At 44.7% G+C, this 26386-nt stretch carries 22 protein-coding genes; 17 read left to right on the plus strand and 5 right to left on the minus strand.

Annotation, left to right across the window (positions count from 1 at the left end):
• Positions 1-30: 30 nt before the first annotated feature.
• The 4 genes from CCC32_RS09770 to CCC32_RS09785 form a co-directional block, all read right to left on the minus strand.
• Positions 31-1698: a glycosyltransferase gene (locus CCC32_RS09770; protein ID WP_287074133.1), complete on the minus strand. Its 1668-nt coding sequence runs from the start codon at positions 1696-1698 to the stop codon at positions 31-33.
• Between the two features lie 196 nt (positions 1699-1894).
• Positions 1895-2368, minus strand: a complete 474-nt coding sequence (gene nrdG / locus CCC32_RS09775; RefSeq protein ID WP_022316969.1) for an anaerobic ribonucleoside-triphosphate reductase activating protein — start codon at positions 2366-2368, stop codon at positions 1895-1897.
• 113 nt (positions 2369-2481) lie between these two features.
• Positions 2482-4593 carry an anaerobic ribonucleoside-triphosphate reductase gene (nrdD, locus tag CCC32_RS09780; RefSeq protein ID WP_044079680.1) on the minus strand — a complete coding sequence of 704 codons (2112 nt, stop codon included), beginning with the start codon at positions 4591-4593 and terminating at the stop codon, positions 2482-2484.
• A 585-nt stretch (positions 4594-5178) separates the two neighbouring features.
• A complete protein-coding gene (locus CCC32_RS09785; RefSeq protein WP_044074275.1) occupies positions 5179-6054 on the minus strand; it encodes a hypothetical protein in 876 nt (291 codons plus the stop codon).
• 171 nt (positions 6055-6225) lie between these two features.
• Between CCC32_RS09785 and CCC32_RS09790 the strand changes: the two genes are divergently transcribed.
• From CCC32_RS09790 to CCC32_RS09855, 14 genes are all read left to right on the plus strand, one after another.
• Entirely contained in the window at positions 6226-7209 is a 984-nt protein-coding gene (locus CCC32_RS09790) for a Gfo/Idh/MocA family protein (RefSeq protein WP_044079677.1), read from the plus strand.
• Between the two features lie 22 nt (positions 7210-7231).
• Positions 7232-8389, plus strand: coding sequence for a DUF4421 domain-containing protein (locus CCC32_RS09795; RefSeq protein WP_022316973.1), 1158 nt, complete (start codon positions 7232-7234; stop codon positions 8387-8389).
• A gap of 15 nt (positions 8390-8404) precedes the next feature.
• Positions 8405-9262: an N-acetylmuramoyl-L-alanine amidase-like domain-containing protein gene (locus CCC32_RS09800; protein ID WP_042517467.1), complete on the plus strand. Its 858-nt coding sequence runs from the start codon at positions 8405-8407 to the stop codon at positions 9260-9262.
• A gap of 141 nt (positions 9263-9403) precedes the next feature.
• Complete coding sequence (locus CCC32_RS09805; RefSeq protein WP_022316975.1) at positions 9404-10810, plus strand: SLC13 family permease; 1407 nt, start codon at positions 9404-9406, stop codon at positions 10808-10810.
• Between the two features lie 69 nt (positions 10811-10879).
• The gene (pfkA, locus tag CCC32_RS09810; protein WP_022316976.1) at positions 10880-11854 is read left to right on the plus strand and encodes a 6-phosphofructokinase; all 975 of its coding nucleotides are present in this window, start codon (positions 10880-10882) and stop codon (positions 11852-11854) included.
• A gap of 342 nt (positions 11855-12196) precedes the next feature.
• Positions 12197-13723 (plus strand): F0F1 ATP synthase subunit beta, encoded by a 1527-nt coding sequence (atpD, locus tag CCC32_RS09815; RefSeq protein WP_022316977.1) that lies wholly within the window; start codon positions 12197-12199, stop codon positions 13721-13723.
• Positions 13724-13741: 18 nt separating this feature from the next.
• The gene (locus CCC32_RS09820) at positions 13742-13984 is read left to right on the plus strand and encodes a F0F1 ATP synthase subunit delta/epsilon (protein WP_287074138.1); all 243 of its coding nucleotides are present in this window, start codon (positions 13742-13744) and stop codon (positions 13982-13984) included.
• 16 nt (positions 13985-14000) lie between these two features.
• Complete coding sequence (locus CCC32_RS09825) at positions 14001-14426, plus strand: hypothetical protein (protein WP_044075282.1); 426 nt, start codon at positions 14001-14003, stop codon at positions 14424-14426.
• A gap of 10 nt (positions 14427-14436) precedes the next feature.
• A complete protein-coding gene (gene atpB, locus CCC32_RS09830; RefSeq protein WP_022316980.1) occupies positions 14437-15486 on the plus strand; it encodes a F0F1 ATP synthase subunit A in 1050 nt (349 codons plus the stop codon).
• A gap of 89 nt (positions 15487-15575) precedes the next feature.
• A complete protein-coding gene (gene atpE, locus CCC32_RS09835; RefSeq protein WP_287074141.1) occupies positions 15576-15815 on the plus strand; it encodes an ATP synthase F0 subunit C in 240 nt (79 codons plus the stop codon).
• 54 nt (positions 15816-15869) lie between these two features.
• A complete protein-coding gene (atpF, locus tag CCC32_RS09840; RefSeq protein ID WP_022316982.1) occupies positions 15870-16385 on the plus strand; it encodes a F0F1 ATP synthase subunit B in 516 nt (171 codons plus the stop codon).
• A 5-nt stretch (positions 16386-16390) separates the two neighbouring features.
• Positions 16391-16924 (plus strand): F0F1 ATP synthase subunit delta, encoded by a 534-nt coding sequence (locus CCC32_RS09845; protein WP_022316983.1) that lies wholly within the window; start codon positions 16391-16393, stop codon positions 16922-16924.
• A 14-nt stretch (positions 16925-16938) separates the two neighbouring features.
• Entirely contained in the window at positions 16939-18528 is a 1590-nt protein-coding gene (atpA, locus tag CCC32_RS09850; protein ID WP_042517460.1) for a F0F1 ATP synthase subunit alpha, read from the plus strand.
• 6 nt (positions 18529-18534) lie between these two features.
• A complete protein-coding gene (locus CCC32_RS09855) occupies positions 18535-19500 on the plus strand; it encodes a F0F1 ATP synthase subunit gamma (protein WP_044064850.1) in 966 nt (321 codons plus the stop codon).
• Positions 19501-19616: 116 nt separating this feature from the next.
• Here CCC32_RS09855 and CCC32_RS09860 read toward each other — a convergent pair whose 3' ends face one another.
• Positions 19617-20651, minus strand: coding sequence for a diacylglycerol/lipid kinase family protein (locus tag CCC32_RS09860; protein ID WP_022316987.1), 1035 nt, complete (start codon positions 20649-20651; stop codon positions 19617-19619).
• 199 nt (positions 20652-20850) lie between these two features.
• Here CCC32_RS09860 and spt point away from each other — a divergent pair, with 199 nt between their 5' ends.
• The 3 genes from spt to CCC32_RS09875 all read left to right on the plus strand — a co-directional run bounded on the left by spt (position 20851) and on the right by CCC32_RS09875 (position 26295).
• Entirely contained in the window at positions 20851-22038 is a 1188-nt protein-coding gene (spt, locus tag CCC32_RS09865) for a serine palmitoyltransferase (RefSeq protein WP_287074145.1), read from the plus strand.
• Between the two features lie 178 nt (positions 22039-22216).
• A complete protein-coding gene (locus tag CCC32_RS09870) occupies positions 22217-24157 on the plus strand; it encodes an ABC-F family ATP-binding cassette domain-containing protein (RefSeq protein ID WP_287074147.1) in 1941 nt (646 codons plus the stop codon).
• Positions 24158-24243: 86 nt separating this feature from the next.
• Positions 24244-26295, plus strand: coding sequence for a M13 family metallopeptidase (locus CCC32_RS09875; protein WP_287074150.1), 2052 nt, complete (start codon positions 24244-24246; stop codon positions 26293-26295).
• Positions 26296-26386: the final 91 nt, after the last annotated feature.

The following is a 26386-nucleotide window of genomic DNA, read 5'->3' on the forward strand; positions in this document are numbered from 1 at the left end:
TTAGTTAATATTAGGTTCTAATCTGTTTATTTAATTCAAATTATTTTTCCTTTGTTCTGCTTTATTGAGTGCGAAGTCATACGCGATATAATAATTCTCTATGAATTCCTTCCAAAGAGCCTTCTTGGAAAGTTTGTATGCGTTTGACCTTGCTCTTTTCACTTCTGTCGGAGTGAAATTAGAGAATTTGATTATAGTTTCCTTTATGCGGTCTGCTACTTCAGAGTAGTTGTAGTCAGTTCTGTGTACTACTTTCACACCATCTTCAATCTCGCAGTATCTGCCTTTTTCTGCATTAGCCCAAAGTCCGAAGCCTGCAAGATCTGTTGTTATGCATGGCACTTTGAATGCTATGGACTCAAGAGGGGTATATCCCCATGGCTCATAGTAGGATGGATAGATACACAAGTCGTTTCCGAGGATGATGTCATAGTATGGAATGTTCAATATTCCGTCATTGCCGTCTAAATAGCATGGCAAGAAGATAAGCTTCACTTTATCTTCATTTCTGTTCTGCATATCGAGATATTTCAGCATTCCCAACACATTGTCGTGGCTCATGTTGTGTAGCCAATGGGTAATCATCGGCACATCCAGCGGTGTGTCATATTTCTTTCCCGATTCCAACCGTTCTATCAAGTCTTGTCTTGGTTCTCCACACCACCCCGGAACTTCTATGAAGGCAACAACGGTTTTCTTCATGCCGTTGTCTCTCAGAAGCCTGTTCAATGCTTCTATGTAAACGTCAACGCCTTTGTTCCTGAATTCATATCTTCCGCTTGTCGATACAATCAGCGTATCGTCGTCAAGTTGAGTGCCGAGTAGGGCGTTTGCTACCTGTAGGGCTTTCTTGCGTGCTGCAGCCCGTTTCTTTGTGAAAATTGCCCCTTTGGGTATGAAGTCGTCTTCGAAGCCGTTAGGCAGTATGACATCCGCGGGCTTGTCGAGAAGTTCTTCGCATTCCTTGCCGGTTATCTCGCTTACTGTTGTAAAGCAGTCTACGTTGTGTGCCGTCTGCTTCTCTATGGAATGCTTGCTCTGAACGTTCAGTTCTTCTGCCATCTGGTCTCCATTATAGGCAAAGAGATAATCGTAAAGCGGTTTGTTGTTTCCTGCGATGCTTCTTCCGATGCTCGTGGCATGTGTAGTGAATATGGTTGCTATCTGAGGCAGATGCTTCTTTATGTATAGCAGTCCCAATCCTGTCATCCACTCGTTTCCGTGGTATATTACGTTGTCTTCCTTTCCGAGATATTTGTTGTAGAAGCTTTCCACCACCTTTGCAGCGGCGTATGAGAACATAGAAGCTTCATCATAGTCGCCATATGCATGAAGGCTGTCCACTTTGAAATCTTCCCAAAGTTGTGTATAAATGATGTTCTTGTCTTTGTAGTATTTGTTGAAATCCACCAGAATGGCTATTGGATTTCCCGGGATTGTCCATCTTCCCGTTCTGATTCTGAGACCGTCTTTTTCTGCTTCATTTCTCCAATCTGGAAACAGCGAAAGGTCTTCTTTGAAATAAGGACATGTTTTTTCTTGCCAACAATCAGGACCGATGAAAATGATTCTGTCCTTGAATTTCTTTTGTAGAGTATTGGCTCTTGTCGATAATACGGCATAGATACCGCCAACTTTGTTGCATACTTCCCAGCTTGACTCAAAAATGTAGTCAGGGATTGTTTGGTTTGTATTCATAGATTGTTTGGTTTGTATTCATACTCAAATTGCAATTGTATTCTCTGCAAAGATAGCATGAAGGTGCCAAAACTACAATTTTTATTGTTTCCTAATTTGTAATTTGTGTGTCTTTATTGATTTGTGATAATTCTTTATTCATATTATCTGTTCTGAATGCTTCATATTCGTGTGTTCGGAACAGATGACATGAATATCATACCGGTTTTTTCCAAAATGCATTTGTAATGTCTTTGAGTTCAAAATCATTGTCGATTTTGTAAAGCCGCTGGTTGGTTGTCTTCTCTTTCAGCCCGCCGAGATGCTTCAGGTATGGACCTATCTTGATATAGTCGAAATGGCGGTTTTCTATTTGGCTTGAGATTCTTGTCCTTCCGCTATACCAACCTACATGAAGGTCGTGGTGGTTCTTTTTGATATATCTTGCCAATGAGTTGATGCGTGACGGCTCGGAGTCGCCACCCATCAGGCAGATGCATGTTATGTCGCTTCCGTATTCTTTCACGAAACCGTCTATGGCTTTTTCGTCGAGAGGAGTGCCTGTGTCTGTCCACAGATAGTTGCTGTGGCAGCCAGGGCAATGGCAGGGGCAGTTGGAAATGTTTATCGAGAGAGTTACTTCATCGGGGATTTCCTGGAACACAATTCCGCAGTTGACGTATTTCAGCATTGCTTGTTTTGTTAGATAAGATTTCACTTTATATCGCATCAATTCTGCAAGCGTCGTTGTTGTTGCTTGCAGAACTGATGCTGACGTTATGGCTGTTTTGTGGATTATTTCCTTTAGTCCTCCTTGCTGAGCGCGTTTTTGCCGGCATAGAATCTTCTGCCTGCCTCTTCCTGTCTTGCGGCAGAGAAATTGCTGACGCGCTTGAGGTAGCCGATGATTCTTGTCATGTAGTCCACGTTCTTGCTATGGCAGTGTGGGCACTCTTTGAGATAGCGCTTGTCTATGTATCCGCAGTCGTTGCAGATGGTGTTGGGGATGTTGAACGTGAAGTAGTTGCATCCTTCTTTGGCAGCAACGCGCAGTAGCTGTCTGTATTGGGCTTTTGAGAGATGCTCGTCCAGGTTCATGTGTAGTGCAGAACCGCCTGTAAGGTGTTCTATATATGGGGCTCCATGCATCTTGAACTTGTCGATTATGTTCAGCGATTCGTCTTCCACGATGTAGAAATAGCTGTTGTAGCAGTCGCGTGGCACGAAGTATCCGTCTTCGCGGTCCCATTTGGCGTGTTTCACTCCTACGTTTTCTGCTGGAATCATTTCGCAATTGAAGAGCACATCCTTGGTGCGATACTTTTTGTTGTATTCTTCCACGATTCCAAGCACACCCTGCACAAAGCTCAGATAGTCTGGATTGTCTGTGATCTGCAGTCCGAGGAATTCAGCTGCTTCTACGAGTCCGTTGACTCCGATAGTGAGATACTGTCTGCTCATATTTATGTATCCGGCATCAAAGAGTGGGAGCATTCCGTGTTTTTGGAATTCTTTGAGATTCTCGTTGTATGCCAATTGCACTTTATGTGTCAGGTCAACTATTTCGGCAAGATATTCCTTGTAGTCAATTTTGTGGTTCACAGCGTATTGGATACATCTGTTCAAGTTTATCGTCAGTACGCTTTTAGAACCAGTAGACACTCCTCCTGCTCCAAGCGTGTAGCTGAAACCGTTGTCCTGGATCTCATTTCTCAGTCGGCAGCATGAGCTTAGTGAGTCTGCATTGTCGCTCATATATGTGAAGAATGAGTGGCCTTCAGAATACATTTCTGCCGTGATGTCTCCCCATTCCTTGTCGAGCACGTCCTTGCCGTCGGAAAGAAGAGCCATTGTCTCTACAGGGAATGTGAGTACGGTTTTGGTTCTTTCCTTGTTGAACCATTTCATGAATCGTTTCTGCAGCCAGCTTAGTCCGTTCCAGTCAGGTCTGCTTCCGTCTGGGAAGAAGAATTCTCCGAAGAGACTCTCGAAGTATGGTTTGTCATAATATGCAATGTTCCAGAATACAGCCTGATAGTTTCTTGCGCCTGTAGGCTGGTTGATGGAGTATACAATCTGTTCGAAACAGTCGGTGATTATCTTGTCGATGGTGCGCTTTTTTAATGAGAGGTCAACCACTTTGTCCGCTTCCTTCCAGTAGTCTTTCCCGTATTCCAGCCCTATGAAATAGTTCAGGTACATCAGAAATTCCGGTGTTGCGCAGGCTCCGCTCAGCATGCTCGACACCATGAATACCATGTTTACGAATCCGCCGCAGAATGACTTCAGGTTGGTCGGTGCTGTGGAGTTGCCGCCTATGGATGTTGTTCCTCCGATAAGCCATGGGTACATGGTTATGGATGCACAATAGTTTGCCAGGCTCGTTTCGTCGTTCTTGTATATGAAGTGGTGTGTAAGCAGGTCAATATACTTGTCTGAAAGTTCTTTGCCGTACATCTTCTTTATCCTGTCGGTCAGGAGTCTTCTGTTCAGTCGTATGAAACTTGATTTTGGTAGCTCTCCGATGAGTGTCGCGATGTTTTTGTGCTCCACGTTGGCATTGGCGTCATATTTCGATCCTGTTGCGGCATTAGAGGCCTTGCAATACTCCGACAGGAACTTCAGTTTGTCCATTGTCTCGCGGTCTTCGGTGTGTTTCTGTCTGTATAGCATGAAGCTCTTTGACACCTTGTAATAACCTTCCTTCATGAGAGACTCTTCCACCTGGTTCTGGATGTCTTCAACTGTGATTCCTTCATGAATATCAAGATTTGCAATTATTTTGGAAATGCAGCCGAGGTCTGCTGGTTCGTTAACTGAGTTGAACGCTTTGATAATCGCGCTCATTATCTTGTCGAGACTGAATCTTTCTTTGGACCCGTCTCGTTTGGTGATAGTGAAGTTCTTGATTTCCATGATGTTATGTGTAAATTTTGTTTTATATGATTGTTGTTCTTGTTCCTGTTTATCCTTGAATTCTTGTTTCAGCTTTTAAACTTCCGTTTGCCTGAAGTTTTCCGTTTTGGATAACTTTTTTATTTTACCTGCTGTAAAAGTTTTCCGTTTTGGTTAACTTTTAGATATCGCTCACGTAGAAAGTTTTCCGTTGCTTGTTTTGAATTCAGTGGTGCAAAGATATGAAAAATCGTATAGGCGACAAAGACTTTTCATATAAAAAAAACTGGCTCTTGAGTTTTATTTGATGTGGTCGTTTGTACACGTTGCCGTTTATTGTTGACTGTCAACGGCTTAATCGTTTTCTTTTGATTATAGGTTCGTAAATATGCTGTTTATGTTGTGTAAACCATCCTTTTCTTGTACGTAAATGGCTTGCTTTCGTTTCGTAAACGGCAAGTTGTGCAACCTGTTGGTCCCTATAGAGATTTCTCTCGTGTCGTCTTATGTTGCATTTTTCGTCTGACATATCGCCACAGTTGTGCCAATGCGGTTGGCGGTGTATGGTCTGCCGGATTGAAGAATGATGCCGTGTGTTGGCAATGATTACATCTTGCGTTCCTTTTGTCTTATGCAGATGGTCTGATACATATAATATAATGTGTATACCTCAAAGAGTGTAACGCATATTTTCACCATACCGCTGAAAGTGGATACCCCGAAAAGCAGCGGATAGAAATATGCAGGCAAATCAGGTGCGTCATTGTATGATGAAACTCCGATTGCGGAGTAGTTGTGAGCTGTTGTGAGAATATAGTTTGGCAGACATACGAAAGTCTGGAATATTATGACGCACAATTCCCCAAGGGCAATGGTGGTGAAGATGAATCCCCAGCGTCGGAATCCCGTGGAATAGGATTTCCATAATGACCTGTATAGTTTCCTTTCCGGTTCCATGATATATTGCGTAAACGCAAATGCCAATGGTAGGGAGAATATCAAAAGTATCGGTGACAAGGCGACAGGGACCGACAATGCGTTTAGAAGCGGAATGCTGTCGGGGTTTTTGCCCTTCACAATGCAGAAGTATATGCATAGGATGCTCAGCAACAAAAAGACGATGAGGAAACCTGCGCTTACCGGCAGTGTCTTCAATTGCCTGGTGAAGTTCCATCTTAGTCCTCTGCCGTTTATGGTTGCAAACATCTTGCTGCTGATTGTCAGGCAGGTGGCCAATGCCACTATGGCCAGCATGAACAACGAAAGCGGGTGGAAATCAAAGCCGACATACATTACACCGGGCGTCAGATACTCAGTCCATACTCCAATCGCCCCCTGCATTAACGCAAGGAACAAGAACAGTTTCCAGTTGGCTTTCGTCAGAGGCCAAATGGTCTTTCGTGTGGTTCTGAAGGCGTCGGATACACAAGAACGGTAACTTCTTCTTTTGAAATCGTTGTATAACTCTTTGTCGTTGTTCATATCGTTTCTTAATGTTTAATTATTGCAAAGGTAATAATAATAACAAAGAATTTGCTTCTTTGTTGTCGACAAAATTCATTATCTTTGCATTATAAAATCAAATTTTGGATTTGTTGGCTGAATATAGTATTTGGCTTTGCATTATTAAGTATAGTTCAGAAATTAGTTCTTATGAAGCATATAAAATGGGGCTTTATCGGATGTGGCGAGGTGGTCGAGAAGAAATCCGGGCCGGCATTCAGTAATATAGAAGGATCGGAAGTGGTTGCCGTAATGTGCAGGACAGCATCAAGGGCGAGGGCTTTCGCATCAGCCCATAATATAAAGAGGTTTTATACTGATGCCCAGGAATTGATCGACGATCCGGAGGTGAATGCCGTCTATGTTGCCACTCCTCCTTCGAGCCACGCCACATATGCGATCATGGCCATGCATGCAGGCAAGCCCGTATACGTGGAAAAGCCGCTTGCCGCAAGCTACGACGACTGCGCCCGCATCAATAGAGTGAGCGAGCAGACTGGTGTGCCTTGCTATGTGGCATATTATCGCAGGTATCTTCCATATTTCCAGAAGGTTAAAGAACTAGTGAACAGTGGTGAATTAGGCAAGATCGTCAATGTTCAAGTAAGACTATCGAACCCTCCACGCAAATTCGATGCGGAAAAGGGCACAGAACAGCCCTGGCGTATACAGCCGAAGATTTCAGGAGGTGGCTATTTCTATGACATGGCCCCTCATCAGCTTGACCTTCTGCAGGAGTTATTCGGAGTGATAGTGGATGCTGATGGCATATGCTCGAACATGGGCGGCCTGTATGAGGCGGAGGACAGCGTAAGCGCATGCTTCAGATTTGAAAACGGACTGCCGGGAAGCGGCTCGTGGTGCTTTGTCGGTCATGAATCTGCAAAAGAAGACAGAATTGAGATAGTGGGAGAAAACGGCACGTTGAGCTTTTCGGTCTTCGACTACAAGCCCATTTCGCTCATCTCCAGAATGGGAGAGTCTACGATTTCCGTCGTCAATCCTGCTTATGTGCAGGAGCCACTTGTGAAATGTGTAGTCGAAAGCCTTCAGGGAAAGGGCGTCTGTTCTTGTACCAGTGTTTCAGCAACGCCCGTCAATTGGGTGATGGACAGGATTCTGGGTAAATTCTGAACGCTAACGGATTCTTGCGCTTATGAGATTACTGTTTCTGATGATACTTATGTCAATTTCCATTTCGAAGATGAAAGCTTCTTCGGAGTGTGGCGTGCCATTGCATCAAGACTCGTTGAGCCGGACCTGCGACACGGTGCGTAGCGCCAGGAAAACCGACTTCCTCCATTCTGTAGGCAATTTCTTTACGCGTATCTTCCGTGGGTTCAATGATATAGATACGGCTTATATCGAACCGCAGCATTACAATTACACTTTCATGATGCAGAACACGAATACCTATGAGGAATACACACTGAAGAGCAAATCCGGGCAAAGCGTGACGTTCGCTCCTAAGCCGACGATAAAGGTCGGTCCGTATATTGGCTGGAGGTGGTTCTTCATCGGTTATACTTTTGACGTGGACAACTTTGCCGGAGGCGGCAACAAGAAGGAGTTTGATTTAAGTCTGTACAGTTCCCTGCTCGGGCTAGACCTTTACTATCGCAAGTCTGGTGACAATTACAGGATAATCTCAACCAACGTGTTTGGTGACAAGGGACGCGAATCGTTCAGGAAAGTGGCATTCAGCGGAATAAACTCAAGCATCAAAGGCTTCGACGTGTATTATATCTTCAACCACAAGAAATTCTCATATCCGGCAGCATTCAGCCAGAGTACATGTCAGAAAAGGAGCTGCGGCTCACCACTTGTGGGAGTAGGATACACATCTCATTCCATATCACTTGATTATGAAGAGCTCGAGAAGGCGCTGCAGACTTACGGCAAGACCCATTTCGGCATGTCGGAGGATGAAGTGGCACTCGACAGCGGATTGATGTTCCGTAATGTGAAATACAGTTCCATTTCCGTTTCCGGAGGATATGCCTACAACTGGGTGTTTATGAAAAATTGTCTCTTCTCGGCGTCTCTGTCGCTTGCAATAGCATATAAAGAGTCAGAGGCCGACCAGTCTTCGGCTGACGACAGGAAGCTTAAGGCGTTTAATTTCAACAACTTCAATCTCGACGGAATCGGTCGCTTCGGAGTGGTGTGGAACAACAAGAAATGGTATGTCGGGGCAAGTTCGGTGTTGCATACATACAATTACAAAAAAAGCCGTTTCTCTTCAAACGGCTACTTCGGTTCGTTCAACATATATGCCGGCGTTAACTTCGGAAAGAAAAGAGAGTATAAATAAAACACAATTGATATTATGAAAAAACTAACATTACTGTTGATGCTGGCTCTCTCCTTCAGCCAATCGGCATTGTCACTGCAATACAGCAAAGCCGACAGTCTGAAAGTAGTCAGACTATTCCTTCAAGCTGATAGTCAGAAGTTCAACAACATCCAAGAGCGCACACTGTTTTTTGCAAGAAAGCTGATAGGAATACCATACGTGGCAAGCACCCTGGAGGTGAACCGGAAGGAGCAGCTTGTAGTAAATCTCAGACAACTCGACTGCACTACATTTGTTGAGAATTCGCTTGCTTTGGCGCTGACCCACCAGTCGGGGAAAAAGACATTCAGGGAATTCTGCAAAAAACTTCAGACGCTGAGATACAGAGGAGGCAAGGACGTGAGCTATATCGGAAGGCTGCATTATTTTACAGAATGGATAGAAGACAACACAAGGCTCGGGATCTGCAAGGAAATACAGTCGCCTAATCCTCCGTTCACAATGATACAGCATGTCAGAGTTGATTACATGTCAAGGCATTCTGATAAATATCCGATGTTGTTCAACAACAGCTTCAATCGCGCAGGAATATCTAAGATGGAGAAAGCCATAAGCGGCAAGAGTTACAGGTATATCCCCAAATCGCAGGTGAAGAACACTAGACTGCTGCGCTCAACTATAAAAAATGGCGATATAATCGCGATAATCACCAACAAGAGCGGACTTGACACTCAGCATATCGGCTTCGCTGTATGGCATAAGGACGGACTGCATCTGCTCAATGCCTCCAGCATACACCACAAGGTGGTTGAAGAGCCGATGCTCCTGTCTGCATATCTGGCAAAGCGAAAGACGATGCCAGGCATCAGAATCATCAGACTGAAAAATTAACCTGTTGCCAGGAACTTATCAAGACCAGGCAAAATGGTATCAATACTGTGAAAAACAGGTTAAACCTGACTAAAATGGGAATATATTTTTCCAATTACAAATAATATTTAGTATTTTTGCAAAATAAACAATGTATTATATATGACACTTGTAATAGTATCAATTCTTATAATAGGTTATGTGCTGATTTCCACAGGATGGATGACCAATGTCAACAGGGCCGCAGTGGCCGTGTTCATGGGAACTGTCGGGTGGGTCTTGTATATCTGTTATGGAACAGATTTCGTGTTGGCACAACATCCTCGTGAATATTCCGATTTCCTTATGGGGGTAGCGCCAAACCCTGAAAACGTGAAGCATTTCATTTCGCAGAACATTTTTCTTGACTATGTTGGCAGGGGAGCGGAGATAGCCTTGTTCCTGTTGGCCACGATGTCGATAGTGGAGATTCTGAACAACAACGGATGCTTTGACTTCCTGACGGAATTGCTTTATACGAGAAGCAGCAAGAAGATGTTGTGGCTTATCTCTATCGTGACCTTTGTCATTTCGGCAAATCTCGACAACTTGACGACAACGACGATGATGCTGGTCATCATTCACAAGATATTGGCAAACAGAAGGCAGAGAATGCTTTATGGCAGCGCGGTGATAATAGCTGCCAACTGTGGCGGCGCCCTGACGGTGATCGGTGATCCGACAGGTCTTGTGTTATGGAATATAGGAGCTGTGGACGCATCTGATTTTTCCATGTATCTCGCCTTGCCGTGTCTAGTGTCAATGGCTTTGCCGGTATGGTGGTTGGGAAGACAGTTGCCGGAGCGTGTCGAAACACAAGGCTTTGCCATTCCTTATCGCGGGGACGACACCAATCTGAACAGATGGCAACGAATGCTCATGCTGTTTCTCGGTATAGGGGGATTATGGTTTATTCCGACATTCCATAATATCACAAAACTGAGTCCGTTCCTCGGGGCATTGTGTGTTCTTTCGCTGTTGTGGGTGGTGAACGAAATATTCAACCGCAGACTCATGGATGTTGACAAGATGATTCAAAGAAGGATTCCTCGCGTGTTGCAGTATGGCGTCATCCAGATGGTGCTCTTTGTACTCGGCATCATGTTTGCCGTCGGTGTCGTAGTGGAAACAGGTGCCGTTTCAACATTGGCCCAATGGATAGACGACAATGTGCATAACGTCTGGATTCTGGGAATCGTTTCAGGATTCTTCGGCTCTGTGTTAGACACTTTTGCCACGTCCATGTCATTTGTTTCATTGCATCCGGTAGTGGATGTGGCAAACCTTGGCTTGTGGGCAGATTCTGATTATGTGGGAGACTTTGTCAGAAATGGTGTCTATTGGAAAATAATAGCATATTGCAGTGCTATGGGAGGTAATATGCTGCTGATAGGATCTGTCAGCGGACTGGCCCTCATGAAGATGGAACGGATACGGCTTGGCTGGTATCTGCGAAACGTAGGCTGGATATGCTTTGTTGCATGGCTGATAGGATTGGCAATAATGTGGGGTACGACATTCATATACTAAAGAACCGTTCTGCACATTCCTTGTATTGAGATAAACTTTTGAAATTTAATAGGTATATATATTTGAGTTATGAAGATTAAGACAATTGGTGTACTTACCTCAGGAGGTGACGCTCCGGGTATGAATGCTGCTATACGTGCCGTGACACGTGCCGGTATCAGCAATGGTTTTAAGATCAAAGGAATCTTCCGTGGTTATGATGGCTTGATTAACAACGAGATTAAAGATTTCACGACTGAAAACGTAAGTGGCATAATCAATCGTGGCGGTACAATCCTCCGTACTGCAAGAAGCAGCGAGTTTGAGACCCCGGAAGGCAGGAAGAAAGCATACGAGAATATGCGCAGCAATAACATAGACGCATTGGTCGTAATCGGAGGTAACGGTTCTCTGACAGGTGCCAAAATATTTGCTGAAGAATATGATGTCTGTTGCATAGGACTGCCTGGAACAATCGACAATGACCTGTATGGAACCGATTCCACAATCGGCTACGACACGACACTCAACACAATTGTGGAATGTGTGGATAGAATCCGAGATACCGCCGTTAGCCATGAGCGTATCTTCTTTGTTGAAGTCATGGGGCGCGATGCTGGCTTCCTGGCTCAGAACAGCGCAATCGCAAGTGGGGCAGAGGCAGCCATCATTCCTGAAGACTCAACGGATGTCGACCAGCTGGCACGTTTCATGGAGCGTGGAATCAGAAAGAGCAAGCGTAGCTGCATAGTAATCGTAAGCGAAAGCCCCAAATGCGGAGCTTTGTATTATGCAGACCGCGTGCATAAGGAATTTCCTGACTACAATGTGCGAGTGTCAATACTCGGCCATTTGCAGCGAGGAGGAAGCCCTTCTGCACACGACCGCATCCTTGCCAGCCGCACAGGTGTTGGTGCTATAGAAGCTATCATGCAGGGACAGAGGAATCTTATGGTTGGAGTCAGAAACAACGAGATTGTATATGTCCCCTTCCTTGACGCTATCCGTTCAGACAAACCATTCGACAAGAAACTCATAACAGTATTAGATGAGTTGAGTATATAAACTTGCAGATTTGTTATTGGCATGAATTCGGCATACCCCAAGATTCAATTCTTGAGGTATGCTATAACGAATATTCTTTAAAATCTTAGTTTTAAATGCATTATATCGAAAACGCTAATTTGATAGCGTGATTCGTTTAGGAAAGAAAATGCCTTAAACGTAATAAGAAAACGATATTTAATGCCAAAAATATTGTGAGATTAAAAATATTTGTTATTTTTGCAGACGAGAAAAAGGAAAGGACTTTTTTGAAAACAAATTAGGTACACATATTCTGATGTTAAGCTTCTCTTTATGTGCACTTTCTGGAAACGAAAAACTAATATTTAAAAATATAAAGATATGTCACAAGTAATTGGTCGAATTTCTCAGATTGTCGGACCTGTTATCGATGTATATTTCGATACCAAGGGAGAAGATCCGGAGAAGGTGTTGCCAAAGATTCACGATGCATTGAAAGTAAAGCGTCCGGATGGCAGAGAACTTGTTATCGAAGTTCAACAGCATATCGGCGAAGATACTGTACGCACCGTGGCTATGGACAATACAGATGGCTTGCAGAGAGGATTGGAAGCGATACCGACAGGATCACCTATCCTTATGCCGGCAGGTGAGCAGATTAAAGGAAGAATGATGAATGTAATAGGTCAGCCTATTGATGGTATGAAGACACTTGACATGGACGGAGCCTATCCTATTCATCGCGAACCTCCTAAGTTCGAAAACTTGTCCACCCACAAAGAGATGCTCGCTACGGGAATCAAAGTGATCGACCTTCTTGAACCATATATGAAAGGCGGTAAAATCGGACTCTTCGGTGGAGCAGGAGTTGGAAAGACCGTACTTATCATGGAGCTGATCAATAATATCGCCAAGGGACACAATGGATATTCTGTGTTCGCTGGAGTAGGAGAGCGCACCCGTGAGGGTAATGACCTTATCCGAGACATGCTTGAATCAGGAGTTATCCGTTATGGCGAAAAATTCAAGAAAGCCATGGAAGAAGGCAAATGGGATCTGAGTCTCGTAGACAAGGAGGAACTCAAGAAAAGCCAGGCAACCCTTGTCTACGGTCAGATGAATGAGCCACCTGGCGCACGTGCTTCCGTTGCTCTTTCCGGACTGACAGTAGCCGAGGAATTCCGTGACCATGGAGGTAAGGACGGAGAAGCTGCCGATATTATGTTCTTCATCGACAACATCTTCCGCTTTACACAGGCAGGTTCAGAGGTATCGGCATTGCTGGGACGTATGCCTTCGGCTGTAGGTTATCAGCCAACTCTTGCCAGTGAGATGGGAGCGATGCAGGAACGCATTACCTCTACAAAGAAAGGTTCCATTACTTCTGTCCAGGCTGTTTATGTGCCTGCAGACGACTTGACCGACCCGGCGCCGGCTACAACATTTACTCACCTTGATGCAACGACTGAGTTGAACCGTAAAATTACGGAGTTGGGAATTTACCCGGCTGTTGATCCGTTGGGATCTACTTCCAGAATACTTGATCCGCTGATTGTAGGCAAGGAACATTATGAGTGTGCCCAAAGAGTAAAGCAAATTCTCCAGAAATATAAGGAACTTCAGGATATCATCGCTATTCTTGGTATGGACGAGTTGTCGGATGACGACAAGCTCACCGTAAACAGGGCACGCCGCGTTCAGCGTTTCCTCTCACAGCCATTTACCGTAGCTGAGCAGTTCACAGGTATTCCAGGAGTGATGGTTCCTATAGAGGAAACCATAAAGGGCTTCAATATGATTCTCGACGGAAAGGTTGATGACCTGCCAGAGCAGGCATTCCTTAATGTCGGAACCATAGAAGATGCAATAGAGAAGGGTAAGAAACTGCTTGAGGCTGCTAAAGGCTAAAGGCTAAAATGTTGCAATATGGGTTTAGAATTAAAAATCGTCTCTCCCGAGAAAGTGGAGTTTGAGGGAAAAGTGGATAGAGTCATAGTGCCCGGCACCGTCGGACTGTTCGAGATTCTTGAAAACCACGCTCCCATCATTTCCACACTTGAGAAAGGACGGGTGATATATCACGATTCAGAAGGAGAACACGAGATCAATGTCTCGATGGGATTCGTGGAAGTACAGAAAAATATCGTCAATATTTGTGTTGAACTTTAACAAGCTAGCATAATATATGTTGAATACAAGAGATGTGGAAAAGGCTTGTCGGCGTTATTTCGTGCAGGGAATTCTGATTACAGCGTTCCTTTCATTGATAGTCGTGGCATTATACATACAGTTTCCAGAGTGGAACTTGATTGCGCCGATGATAATTACCGACATATTCTCTCTGACAGTCTGCATTGCAGAAGCTTTGGTGTTGCGCATTGTAGCAAAACACGGCACGGAGAATCTGCACAATTTCTTCACCGCAGCTACGGGCTTACGCATGTTTCTCGCATTGTTCACCCTGACTGGGTGCTACCTCGTTGAGGGGCGTGATGCCATGCTGCCTTACTGCGTTGTATTCATGTCGTTCTATTTTGTATTTCTTATTCACCATTCAGTGTTCTTCACTCGTGTATTGAATTCTCACGCCAAGTGTGACAAAGAAAAATAAACATTTTTATATGAAACGATTAAGGTCATTATTAATCCTCGTTGCTTTTGCCTTGATGCCTTTGCTGGCTTTTGCTACAAACGAAGGTGGAGAGAAAAGTGAAGGACTCGACATACCGAAAGTCGTGCTTGAGCACCTTTCCGACTCTTACGAATGGCATATCGCCACTTACGAGGGAAAGCACTTGAGCATTCCGTTGCCGATTATCGTGCGGAATTCCGCTACGGGAGACTGGTTCGTAGGTACGGCGGAAAGTCTGCCTGAACCTTTCTTCTTTGACGAAGCCCACCATGGCAAGATTTACGAGAAGATGCCTGACGGCACAACGGAACGTCCGCTCGATCTGAGTATCACCAAGACTGTAGCTCAGATATGGATTGTGGTCTTCGTAATGTTAGCCGTATTCCTGTCCTGTGCCCGCTGGTACAAGAATCGCGACGAAAAGAGCGAGGCGCCGGGTGGATTCGTAGGCATGATGGAGATGTTCGTGATGATGATTTACGAAGATGTGGCAAAGGCGTCCATCGGAGAGAAACATTTCCGTCCTTACGCACCATATCTGCTCACCGTGTTCTTCTTCATCCTGACCACCAACCTTCTTGGCTTGCTACCGGTCTTCCCTGGTGGTGCCAATGTAACAGGAAATATAAACATCACGTTCTTCCTCGCTTTTTGTTCAATGGTGGTAATCAACCTCTTTGGAAACAAGGAGTACTGGAAGGACATTTTCTGGCCAGAAGTGCCAGTGTTCCTGAAAGCATATCCAGTACCGCTTATGCCAGTAATAGAGTTCTTTGGCGTCTTTACTAAGCCATTCGCTTTGATGGTCCGTCTCTTCGCCAATATGATGGCAGGCCACGCAATCATTCTGAGCTTCACTTGTGTGATATTCCTCGGATGGTCGATGGGAGTAGGCTATGGCATAGGACTCAACTTCGTGAGCGGAATAATGATGCTTTTCATGAATGCTCTGGAATTGCTCGTGGCATTCGTCCAGGCATACGTCTTCACTCTCTTGAGTGCTGTCTTTATCGGACTTGCCCACAAGGAGGAGGAGTAAAAGCCTCTTTTATTAGGTGTGACAAATAAAAATTAGAGTTAAACAAGAGAATAAACAAAAAATTAATAACAATTAAAATTTAAGGAATTATGATTATTTCATCACTTTTGGCTGCTGAAGGTCTGGCACAGCTGGGCTGCAGCTTAGGCGCAGGTATCGCAGTAATTGGCGCAGGTTTGGGTATTGGTAAGATCGGTAGCAGCGCTATGGATGCTATCGCTCGTCAGCCTGAGGCATCAGGTAAAATCCAGACAAACATGATTCTTACATCTGCATTCGTAGAGGGTTGTGCATTGTTCGCAATCGTGGCTTGTACCTTCCTTATCTAATGAACTTTTCTTGGGAGAAGTTTTTAACTAATAGGTGTTTGTAAATTAACGCAAATGGATTTATCAAGTTTGCCATCAATATTAACTCCTGACTTAGGATTGCTCTTCTGGATGCTTCTTGCGTTCCTTGTAGTATTCTTTGTTCTCGCCAAATTCGGTTTCCCGGCAATAACGGTCATGGTGGAGAAAAGGAAGAACTATATCGACGAGAGCCTGAAGAAAGCCCATGAGGCTTCTCTGAAGCTTGAAAACATCAAGCAAGAAAGTGAAGCGATCCTGCAGGAAGCACGTGAGAAGCAGGCCACCATACTCAAGGAGGCCGCATCCACACGTGACGCTATTGTGGAGAAAGCTCAGGATAAAGCACGTGAGGAGAGTGCGCGCATCATCAGCGAGGCCAAAGCCGAGATTGAAGCGCATAAGCAGGCCGCCATCAGCGATATCCGCAAGCAAGTAGCCATATTGAGTGTTGAGGTGTCAGAGAAGATCTTGAGAAAGAATCTCGACACCGACAAGGCACAGATGGACTACATAGATCTTATGCTGAATGAAGTGAACTTAAATAAATAAGCAGGATGGATTTAGGATTAATATCGGTAAGATACGCTCGAGCATTGCTCAAGGCAAGCAACCAGGAGAAGCAGTCTGAGCAGGTCTATGCTGACATGCAGACTCTCGCCGCAGAATATGTTAATGTGCCAGAACTGAGTGTCACCATAGCTAATCCTATGCTTTCAAGGGAGCAGAAAGAAGCATTGCTGATTACTGCCACAGGAAGTACAAAGTGTGAATTGACCTGCCGTTTTATCAGGCTTGTATTGAAAGAGGGAAGGGCGAACATCATGCAATTTATTGCGAACTCGTTTGTCTCTCTTTATAGAGAGCAGAATAACTTGATTCATGCAAAACTGTCAACTGCCGTTGCTCTGACTCCAGAAACGGAGTCGAAGCTGCGGAAGTTAGTGGAGAGTAAGACAAATGGTAATGTTGAGTTCAAGACTTCTGTCGATGATGAACTCATCGGAGGTTTCGTGCTCGAGTACGACACCTATCGACTCGACGCCAGCGTAAAGCGCCAGCTCAGCACCATTTTGTCGAATCTTAAATAATTAAAAGGATTAATATGTCAGATAAAATTAAACCAAGCGAAGTATCCCAGGTGCTTCTCGAACAACTGAAAGGAATCAGTAATGGCGAGCAGTTCGACGAGGTGGGCACTGTGCTTCAGGTCAGCGATGGTGTAGCGCGCATCTACGGATTGCGTAATGCCGAAGCCAACGAGCTCCTGGAGTTTGAGAATGGTACTATGGCTATCGTCATGAACCTTGAGGAGGACAACGTAGGTTGTGTGCTTCTCGGTTCTACTGATGGTATCAAAGAAGGCATGGTTGTGAAACGTACTAAGCGTATCGCGTCTATCCGAGTGAACGACAATATGCTTGGTCGCGTCATCAACCCATTGGGACAAGCCATCGACGGCAAGGGAGATCTTGATCTTACTGAGTCGTTTGAGATGCCGCTCGACCGTAAAGCCCCCGGAGTTATCTACCGTCAGCCTGTAAAGGAGCCTCTCCAGACAGGTTTGAAGGCTGTAGACTCCATGATTCCTATTGGTCGTGGTCAGCGTGAGCTTATCATCGGTGACCGTCAGACCGGAAAGACCGCCATTGCAATTGATACTATCATTAATCAGAAGAGTTTCTATGATGCAGGCAAACCTGTATACTGTATTTATGTTGCCATAGGACAGAAGGCGTCTACTGTGGCTGCCCTCGTATCTAATCTGAAGGAACATGGTGCTTTGCCTTATACTATTATCGTATCGGCAACGGCAGCAGACCCTGCCGCCATGCAGTATTATGCACCATTTGCCGGTGCAGCCATCGGCGAGTATTTCCGCGACCGTGGCTATTCTGCACTCGTCGTATACGACGACCTTTCAAAGCAGGCCGTAGCATACCGTGAGGTATCTCTGATTCTTCGACGTCCTTCAGGACGTGAGGCATATCCTGGAGACGTATTCTATCTGCACAGCCGTCTTCTTGAGCGTGCAGCACGAATTAATGACCAACAGGAAGTTGCAGAACAGATGAATGATCTTCCAGAGTGTATGAAGGGACATGTGAAAGGTGGAGGCTCTTTGACAGCTCTTCCGATTATCGAGACACAGGCAGGCGACGTTTCTGCTTATATTCCGACGAATGTGATTTCAATTACCGACGGACAGATTTATCTCGAGAGTGATCTCTTCAACCAGGGATTCCGACCAGCAATCAATGTCGGTATCTCCGTGAGCCGTGTTGGAGGTTCTGCACAGATAAAGAGCATGAAGAAAGTTGCCGGTACGCTGAAGATCGATATGGCCCAGTATAGAGAGCTTGAGGCATTCTCTAAATTTTCAAGTGACATGGACGCTGTGACATCCATGACTCTGGACAGAGGACGTAAGAATAACCAGTTGCTTATCCAGCCACAGTATAGTCCTATGACTGTTGGTGAGCAGGTAGCTATTCTTTATTGCGGTACTCATGGACTGATGCGTGATGTTCCAGTAGAGGATGTGAGGAAATGTCAGGATACATTCCTTGACAAACTTCGTTCTACACATCAGCAAGATGTCATAGACGTCCTTGCTTCAGGCGTTATAAATGATGATGTTTGCCATAAGATTGAGGAAGTAATGGCCGACATCTCCGGACAATATAAAAAGTAATTGCTTATGCCGTCACTAAAAGAAATTAAAGGTAGAATTTCTTCCGTCAACAGTACGCGCAAAATCACAAGTGCAATGAAAATGGTAGCATCTTCAAAACTTCATCATGCACAGCAGATGATAGAGAATATGCTTCCTTATGAAAATATGCTTGAGCGCATTCTCAAGACTTTTCTTGCCAGTGAGGCTGATGCACATACTGTTTTCAGCGAGGTTCGCCCGGTAAAGCGTATAGCACTCGTTGCATATTCGTCGAACAGCAGTCTTTGTGGTGGCTTTAATACAAATGTCGCGAAACTGCTACACTCTGTTGTAGAAGAGAACATGTCCTTGGGTAAAGAGAACATAATTGTCTATCCGATAGGAAGAAAAGTTGCGGAACAGGCAAAGAAAATGGGATTGCCGATAGCTGGTGATTTCACAAGACTTGCCGAGAAGCCTAATGTCTCAGAATGTATAGAAATAGCTAAAGAACTCGGAAAGAAATTCGTTGAAGGCGAGATTGATCAAGTTGAGCTTCTATATCATCATTTCAAGAGTGCCGGTTCTCAAATATTGCAGCGCAAGACTTTCCTGCCTATTGACATTACTTCTGGTGTTGGACAAGACAACAACCGTGATCTCTCGCATAAGACCGTTACTGCAGAAATGCAAGCCTATCTGAAAGAGAATCAGAAGGAAGAGCAAAAGAAAGAAGAGCATGTGGTACCTCTGAATGACAATTTCATTGTAGAGCCAGACATGAGCACGGTTCTCAAGCTCCTGATTCCCAAGTTGGCGCATCTTATGCTGTATACGGCTCTGTTGGATAGTATAGCTTCCGAGCATGCAGCCCGTATGGTTGCCATGCAGACGGCAACGGACAATGCAGATGAATTATTGCGAGAGTTGAATTTGCAATATAACAAGAGCAGACAGCAGGCCATTACTAATGAATTGTTGGATATTGTTGGTGGTTCTGTAAACAACTAATATGTTCAACATACCCGATGATTAAAATTTAAGCCGGACCATTTGCTTGAGTCCGGCTTAAATTTTTTATTACCAGCCAACTTCATTGGTTGGACAGAATAATCAGTTTGTCTATGTCATTTATTAAGCTTCTTCAGCAGAAGCTTGTTTATTGTCTGTATGTGTTTTCCCTGTTTCGTTATGTCTGTCCTTACTGCATAAATGTCATTGAACAAGTCACAAAAGGCGTTCTGCACCATATTGGGCTTTCTTCTGCTCTTGTCTGCTTCAGGATTTACAACAATTTTTATCCCTTTATGGTGTAAGGTTATGTCAATGTCTTTTCCTGCAATTACAGGGTCACCGTCGTAATGAATTACCCCTTCATTTTTCCTATGTACCAATATGTGGCTCGACTTGAAAGTCTTAACTTTCGGATTTTTGTTAATTGTCTTGTTGAACATGTCAATACTAATTTGAGGTGCATCAATCATGTCGAAAGGTTCCATTATAATAACGTCGAGCAATCCGTCACTCATCGAGGCTTGTGGGGCTATGTATGCATTGTTGCCATATTGTGAGGCATTGGCACACGACACGAGATAAGCACGCTTGTGTATTGTGCCTATCTCTTCGGCTTCAATAGTGTATTCCTCAGCCTCATATTTCAATCCGGACTTTAGAATGTTTTCAAGGTAAGTCACGGGGCCTCGTTTGCCTGCCTCGGCAAATCTCATGCTGATGTAAGCGTCAAACCCCATGCCACAAGTGCAGAAGAACGGATGGCCGTCAATTACTCCATAGTCAAGGTCGTGGGTCATGCATTTGTTGATAATCATTATGCATTTCTTTATGTCCATGGGTAGCATCAGATGCCGCGCCAGTCCGTTGCCCGAACCACACGGTATGATTCCCATAGCAGTATTTGTGTCGATGAGCGCCCTGCCTATCTCATTAATGGTTCCGTCTCCGCCTACAGCTACTACCACATCGCAATTATCCTCACAGGCTTTCCTCGCCAACAAGGTCGCATGTCCTGCGTATTCAGTATTCAAGATAGAGTAACTGAAGGTATCCTTGTCCAAATACTCGTCTATGAGCTTAGGTATGCCGGCCTTTTTTACTGTGCCGGATATGGGGTTCATTATAAAAGCAATCTTCTTCTGGGGCATAAATATAATGCTTTGGCTATATAATTTTGTTTTAACTTTGTAATATGCAAATATAGTAAATAATATCTTATTTATAGTTTGTAGCGCATTATTTTAATCCTAAATGAACATTTCTTTTGAAATAATGCTCTGTTTTACCTATTTTTCGTATCTTTGCAAGAAATATAAACAACAGTGGTTTATTACACCTATATTTATAATGGGACTTTTACAAGAGAAATACAAGAAATATCGTGAGCCTCAGAAGTATATGGAGGCTGGTATATACCCATATTTTCGTGAGATAACAGGAAAACAGGGTACTGTAGTACAGATGGATGGGCATGAGGTGCTCATGTTCGGCTCTAATGCATATACGGGACTTACAGGAGATCCTCGTGTGGAGGCAGCTGCAAAAGCTGCAATAGATCAGTATGGTACAGGATGCGCAGGCAGCCGTTTCCTTAACGGAACGCTTGACCTCCATGTTAAGTTGGAGAAAGAGCTTGCTGCTTATGAACACAAAGATGAGGCATTATGCTTCTCAACCGGATTTTTCGTCAATTCAGGAGTCCTCTCGGTCATCTGTGGCAGAGAAGACTATATAATTTGCGATGAGCGTGACCATGCCAGTATTGTAGATGGCAGGAGATTGTCTTTTGCCACTTGCTTGAAATACAAGCATAACGACATGGAAGACCTGGAGAAGCAGTTGAAGAAATGCCGTCCTGAAGCTGTCAAGCTCATTGTCGTTGACGGCGTGTTCTCTATGGAGGGCGATTTGGCTAATTTGCCAGAAATCATCAAACTGAAGCATAAATATAATGCTTCCGTAATGGTTGACGAGGCTCATGGCCTTGGTGTCTTCGGTAGCGAGGGACGTGGCGTGTGCGACCACTTTGGCGTAATTGACGATGTTGACTTGATTATGGGAACTTTCTCAAAAAGTCTTGCCAGCATAGGCGGATTCATCGCAGGCGACAAGGATACGATAAATTATCTGCGCCATGCTTGCAGAACTTATATTTTCAGCGCATCCAACACACCTGCAGCTACAGCAGCGGCAATGGAGGCTTTGCATATTATAAGAAAAGAGCCAGAGAGAATCACTCGTCTATGGGATGTCACGAACTATGCTTTGAAACGTTTCCGTGAGGAAGGATTTGAGATAGGAGAAACCGAGAGTCCGATTATCCCACTATATGTGCGTGATCCTTACAAGACATTTCTCGTTACGAAGTTGGCCTTCGATGCAGGAGTATTCATAAATCCTGTGATTCCTCCAGCTTGTGCTCCACAAGACACGTTGGTACGTTTTGCTTTGATGGCAACCCATACTCAGGAGCAGGTAGAGAAAGGCGTACAAGCTTTGAAGAAGATTTTTGTTGAACAAGGCATTATCAAATAATGCACTTCGATATTGACAAAATGGCAAGCATGAGGTTGCATTGAATAAGCCCTCTTGCTTGCCATTATTTTGTAAAATGTTGATATTGTGTGAAAAGTATGTAATCAAGACATACCTGTAACATTACGGTTTACCGCCATTAGGGTTACAGGCTTGTATCCATATTATATCGGTAATAATGATATCTGTAAATAATATTGGCGTTGAGTTCGGGGTCAAGCCTCTTTTCAGTAACGTCAGCTTCGTTGTAAACGATAATGACAGGATAGCCCTTGTCGGCAAAAACGGCGCAGGCAAATCCACGTTGCTGAAAATTCTATACCGTCTGCAAAGTCCGACATCGGGCAATGTGTCTGTTTCGAGCGACACAACAATCGGCTATCTTCCTCAGGTGATGAATCTGAAGGATGACACCACTGTTCGCGAGGAGGCTTCTAAGGCATTTGCAGGAATAAGTTCGTTGAAAGCGGAACTTGACAGGCTTAATGCCGAACTTGCCCAGCGTGAAGATTATGAGAGCGAGAGCTATCTTGACCTTGTAGAACAGTTTACTGCCACTCATGACAAGTTGCAGATTCTAGGTGCAGACAACTGTGAGGCCAATCTTGAGAGGACTCTTTCCGGCTTAGGTTTCAAGCGTACGGATTTCGACAGACCCACCAAGGAGTTCAGTGGCGGTTGGCGTATGAGAATTGAGCTTGCGAAGATTCTTCTGCAGAAACCAGACGTGTTGTTGCTCGACGAGCCTACCAACCACCTCGACATCGAAAGTATCCAATGGCTTGAGCAGTTCCTTTCCCAAAGTGCGAAGTCTGTCGTGCTTGTGAGCCACGACCGCGCATTTCTTAATAATGTGACGAACAGGACTTTGGAAATCAGTTGCGGAAAGATAGCAGACTATAAGGTGAAGTATGACCAGTATGTGGAATTGCGCAAAGAGAGACGCGAGCAGCAGATACGTGCATACGAGAATCAGCAGAAAGAGATAGCTGATATCAAGGATTTTATCGAAAGGTTCCGTTACAAACCGACAAAGGCAGTACAGGTGCAGAGCAGAATAAAGCAGCTGGAGAAGATTGTTCCGATAGAAATAGACGAAGTTGACAATTCTTCAATGCATCTGAAATTTCCTCCCTGCATGAGAAGCGGCGACTATCCGGTCATATGCGAAGACGTGAGGAAGGATTATGGAGACCACATGGTTTTCGGCAATGTCAATCTTACAGTCAAGAGAGGAGAGAAAGTCGCTTTTGTCGGAAGGAATGGAGAGGGAAAGTCCACTCTCGTCAAATGTATCTTGAATGAGATTCCATATACCGGAACTCTCAAGATTGGCCATAACGTGCAGATTGGATATTTTGCACAGAACCAGGCCCAGATGCTTGACAACAGCCTTACCGTCTTCGACACGATTGACAGCGTGGCAAGAGGTGATGTGCGCTTGAGAATCAACGATATATTAGGCGCCTTCATGTTTGGCGGTGAAGCTTCAGAGAAGAAGGTTTCAGTTCTCAGCGGTGGAGAGAAGAGCAGACTGGCAATGATCCGCCTTCTGCTCGAGCCCGTAAACCTGTTGATTCTTGATGAGCCTACCAACCATCTCGACATGCGTTCAAAGGATGTGTTGAAGGAAGCGATAAAAGCTTTCGACGGTACAGCCATTGTCGTAAGCCACGACCGCGAGTTCCTGGATGGTCTGGTTACTAAAGTATATGAGTTCGGCAACGGAAAGGTGATAGAGCATATCGGAGGGATATATGATTTTCTTCAGAAACACCACACAGACAGCATTGATGCTGCCACCAACAATAATCCCTCTCCTGCCGCTTCTGATGCGAAGGCCGCTTCTGAACCCTCACAAGGCAAGCAGAACTATCTCGAACATAAGGAGCTGCAGAAGAAGCTCAACAAAATGAAGAAAGCCGTTGATAAAGCTGAATCCCAGATAGGGGAACTTGAGAAAAGACTCGGTGAGCTTGACGAATTGCTTCTGAAACCTGAAAACTCCTCAAATATGGAGATTGTTGAAGAATATACATCAATAAAGGCAAAGCTGGATGAAGAAGTGGACAATTGGGAGAAACTCTCTGAGGAATACGAGCAGCTTTCTTCCCAATAGTTAACTGTAATGAAAGTTTTATCACCGGATCTGCAATATATCAATCGAAATACAGTTATCAATTTAGTAACATAAATATTAAGACTATGAAAATTAAATCAATTATTCCTATTGTGGCCTTGGCCACAGTATCGATGACCTCTGTGGCACAGAATCCGCAGTCTCAGCAATTGCGTTCTGGTCTCGACATGTCCAACATGGACAACAGCGTCAAGCCACAAGACGACTTTTTCCATTACGCTTGTGGCGGTTGGATGAAGAAGAATCCGCTGCCAGCTGCTTATTCCCGTTATGGCAGCTTCGATGTGCTGGGCGAAGATAACAACAAGCGCATCAACGGTATTCTGCAGGAACTGCTTGAGAATACCTATAGTGAAGGCACCATTGAGAAGAAGCTCAGCGATTTGTATAAGCTTGCTATGAACGAGCAGCGCCGCAACGCAGATGGCGTTTCTCCACTCATGCCAATCCTGAAGAAGATGGAGAAGGCTAAGACCAAGGAGGCTTTGTTCAAGATTCAGCTGGAGCTTGTGCCTTATGGCGACAGCGAATTCATCGGCATGTATTTTGGAGCCGACGAGAAGAATGCCAAACAGAATATCCTGAACGTAGTGCAGAGCGGTACCACCCTCGGACAGAAAGAATATTACCTGGATACAGACTCGGCTACAACTGCAATCAGAGAGGCTTACAAGAAGCACATCGTAAGAATGTTCCAGATGTTCGGCTTCAATGCCAAGGCTGCCCAGAAGAAGATGGAGAACGTGATGCGTCTCGAAACTGAATTGGCTAAGGTGTCTAAGTCTAACACAGAACTTCGTGACCCTGAGGCTAACTACAACAAGATGGCTTTGTCTGAATTCATGGCAAAGTATCCTCATATCAATATTGACAAGGTGCTTGTCGCATCTGGCGTAGACCTGAATCTCGTGAAGGATCTGGTAGTGGGTCAGGTTGGCTTCGTGGCAGGTGCCGACAAACTCTTGTCTGCTATCACCCCTGATGAATACAGAGACTATATGGAGTGGGGCCAGATAATGAGTGCGGCTGCTTATTTGAGCGATGATGTAATTGCTGCAAACTTCGACTTCTTCGGCAAGACAATGAGTGGAAGAAAAGAAAACCATCCATTGTGGAAGCGTGCTACAAGCCAGGTGGAAAGCCAGATGGGCCAGGCTTTGGGCAAGATTTACGTGGAGAAATATTTCCCTGCTTCATCAAAGGAACGCATGAAGACTCTTGTACACAACTTGCAGATTGCCTTGGCAAAGCGCATCGAGGCTCAGGATTGGATGAGCGAGGAAACAAAGAAGAACGCCCTTGACAAGCTGAATGCCTTCTATGTGAAGATTGGCTATCCTGACAAGTGGATAGACATGAGCGACCTCAACATCGACCCGGCAAAGTCTTATTATTCAAATATCGAGGAGTGTCGCAGATTCTGGAACAAATGGGTTATCGTAACTAAGGTGGGCAAGCCAGTAGACAAGGATGAGTGGCAGATGTCTCCACAGACCGTCAATGCTTACTACAATCCTACGACCAACGAGATATGCTTCCCGGCCGGTATTCTGCAGGTTCCATTCTTTGACCCAACAGCCGACGACGCATTCAATTATGGAGCTATCGGTGTTGTAATCGGTCATGAAATGACTCACGGATTCGATGACCAGGGTCGTCATTATGACAAAGACGGCAACATGAAAGACTGGTGGACAGAAAACGACGGCAAGAATTTCAACGAGAGAGCTGACGGATACGCCAAGTTCTATTCTAACATCAAGGTATTGCCTGACCTGAACGCCAACGGCCGTTTCACTCTTGGTGAGAACCTTGCTGACCACGGAGGTCTGATGGTTGCCTACGAGGCATACAAGGAGGCTACGAAGAACAATCCTCTTCCTGTAATCGACGGTCTGACTGCAGACCAGCGCTTCTTCATCGCTTACTCACAGGTGTGGGCAGCAAACATCACGGATGCTGAAATCAGAAACCGCACAAAGAGCGACCCACACTCTCTTGGCATGTGGCGTGTAAACGGTGCTCTGCCTCACATCAACATGTGGTATGACGCATTCAATGTGAAGCCTACAGACAAATTGTTCGTTCCTGCTGACCAGAGACTCAAACTTTGGTAATACAGGATTGATTTCGGTTTTAACTTAAATAAAATTGGTTTAGTTTAAAAGGCATACTAACCATTTGGTTTAAATCATCCATAAACGATCG

The sequence above is a fragment of the Prevotella sp. LMAG:51 genome (assembly GCF_008680225.1).
Classification (GTDB): domain Bacteria; phylum Bacteroidota; class Bacteroidia; order Bacteroidales; family Bacteroidaceae; genus Prevotella; species Prevotella pectinovora.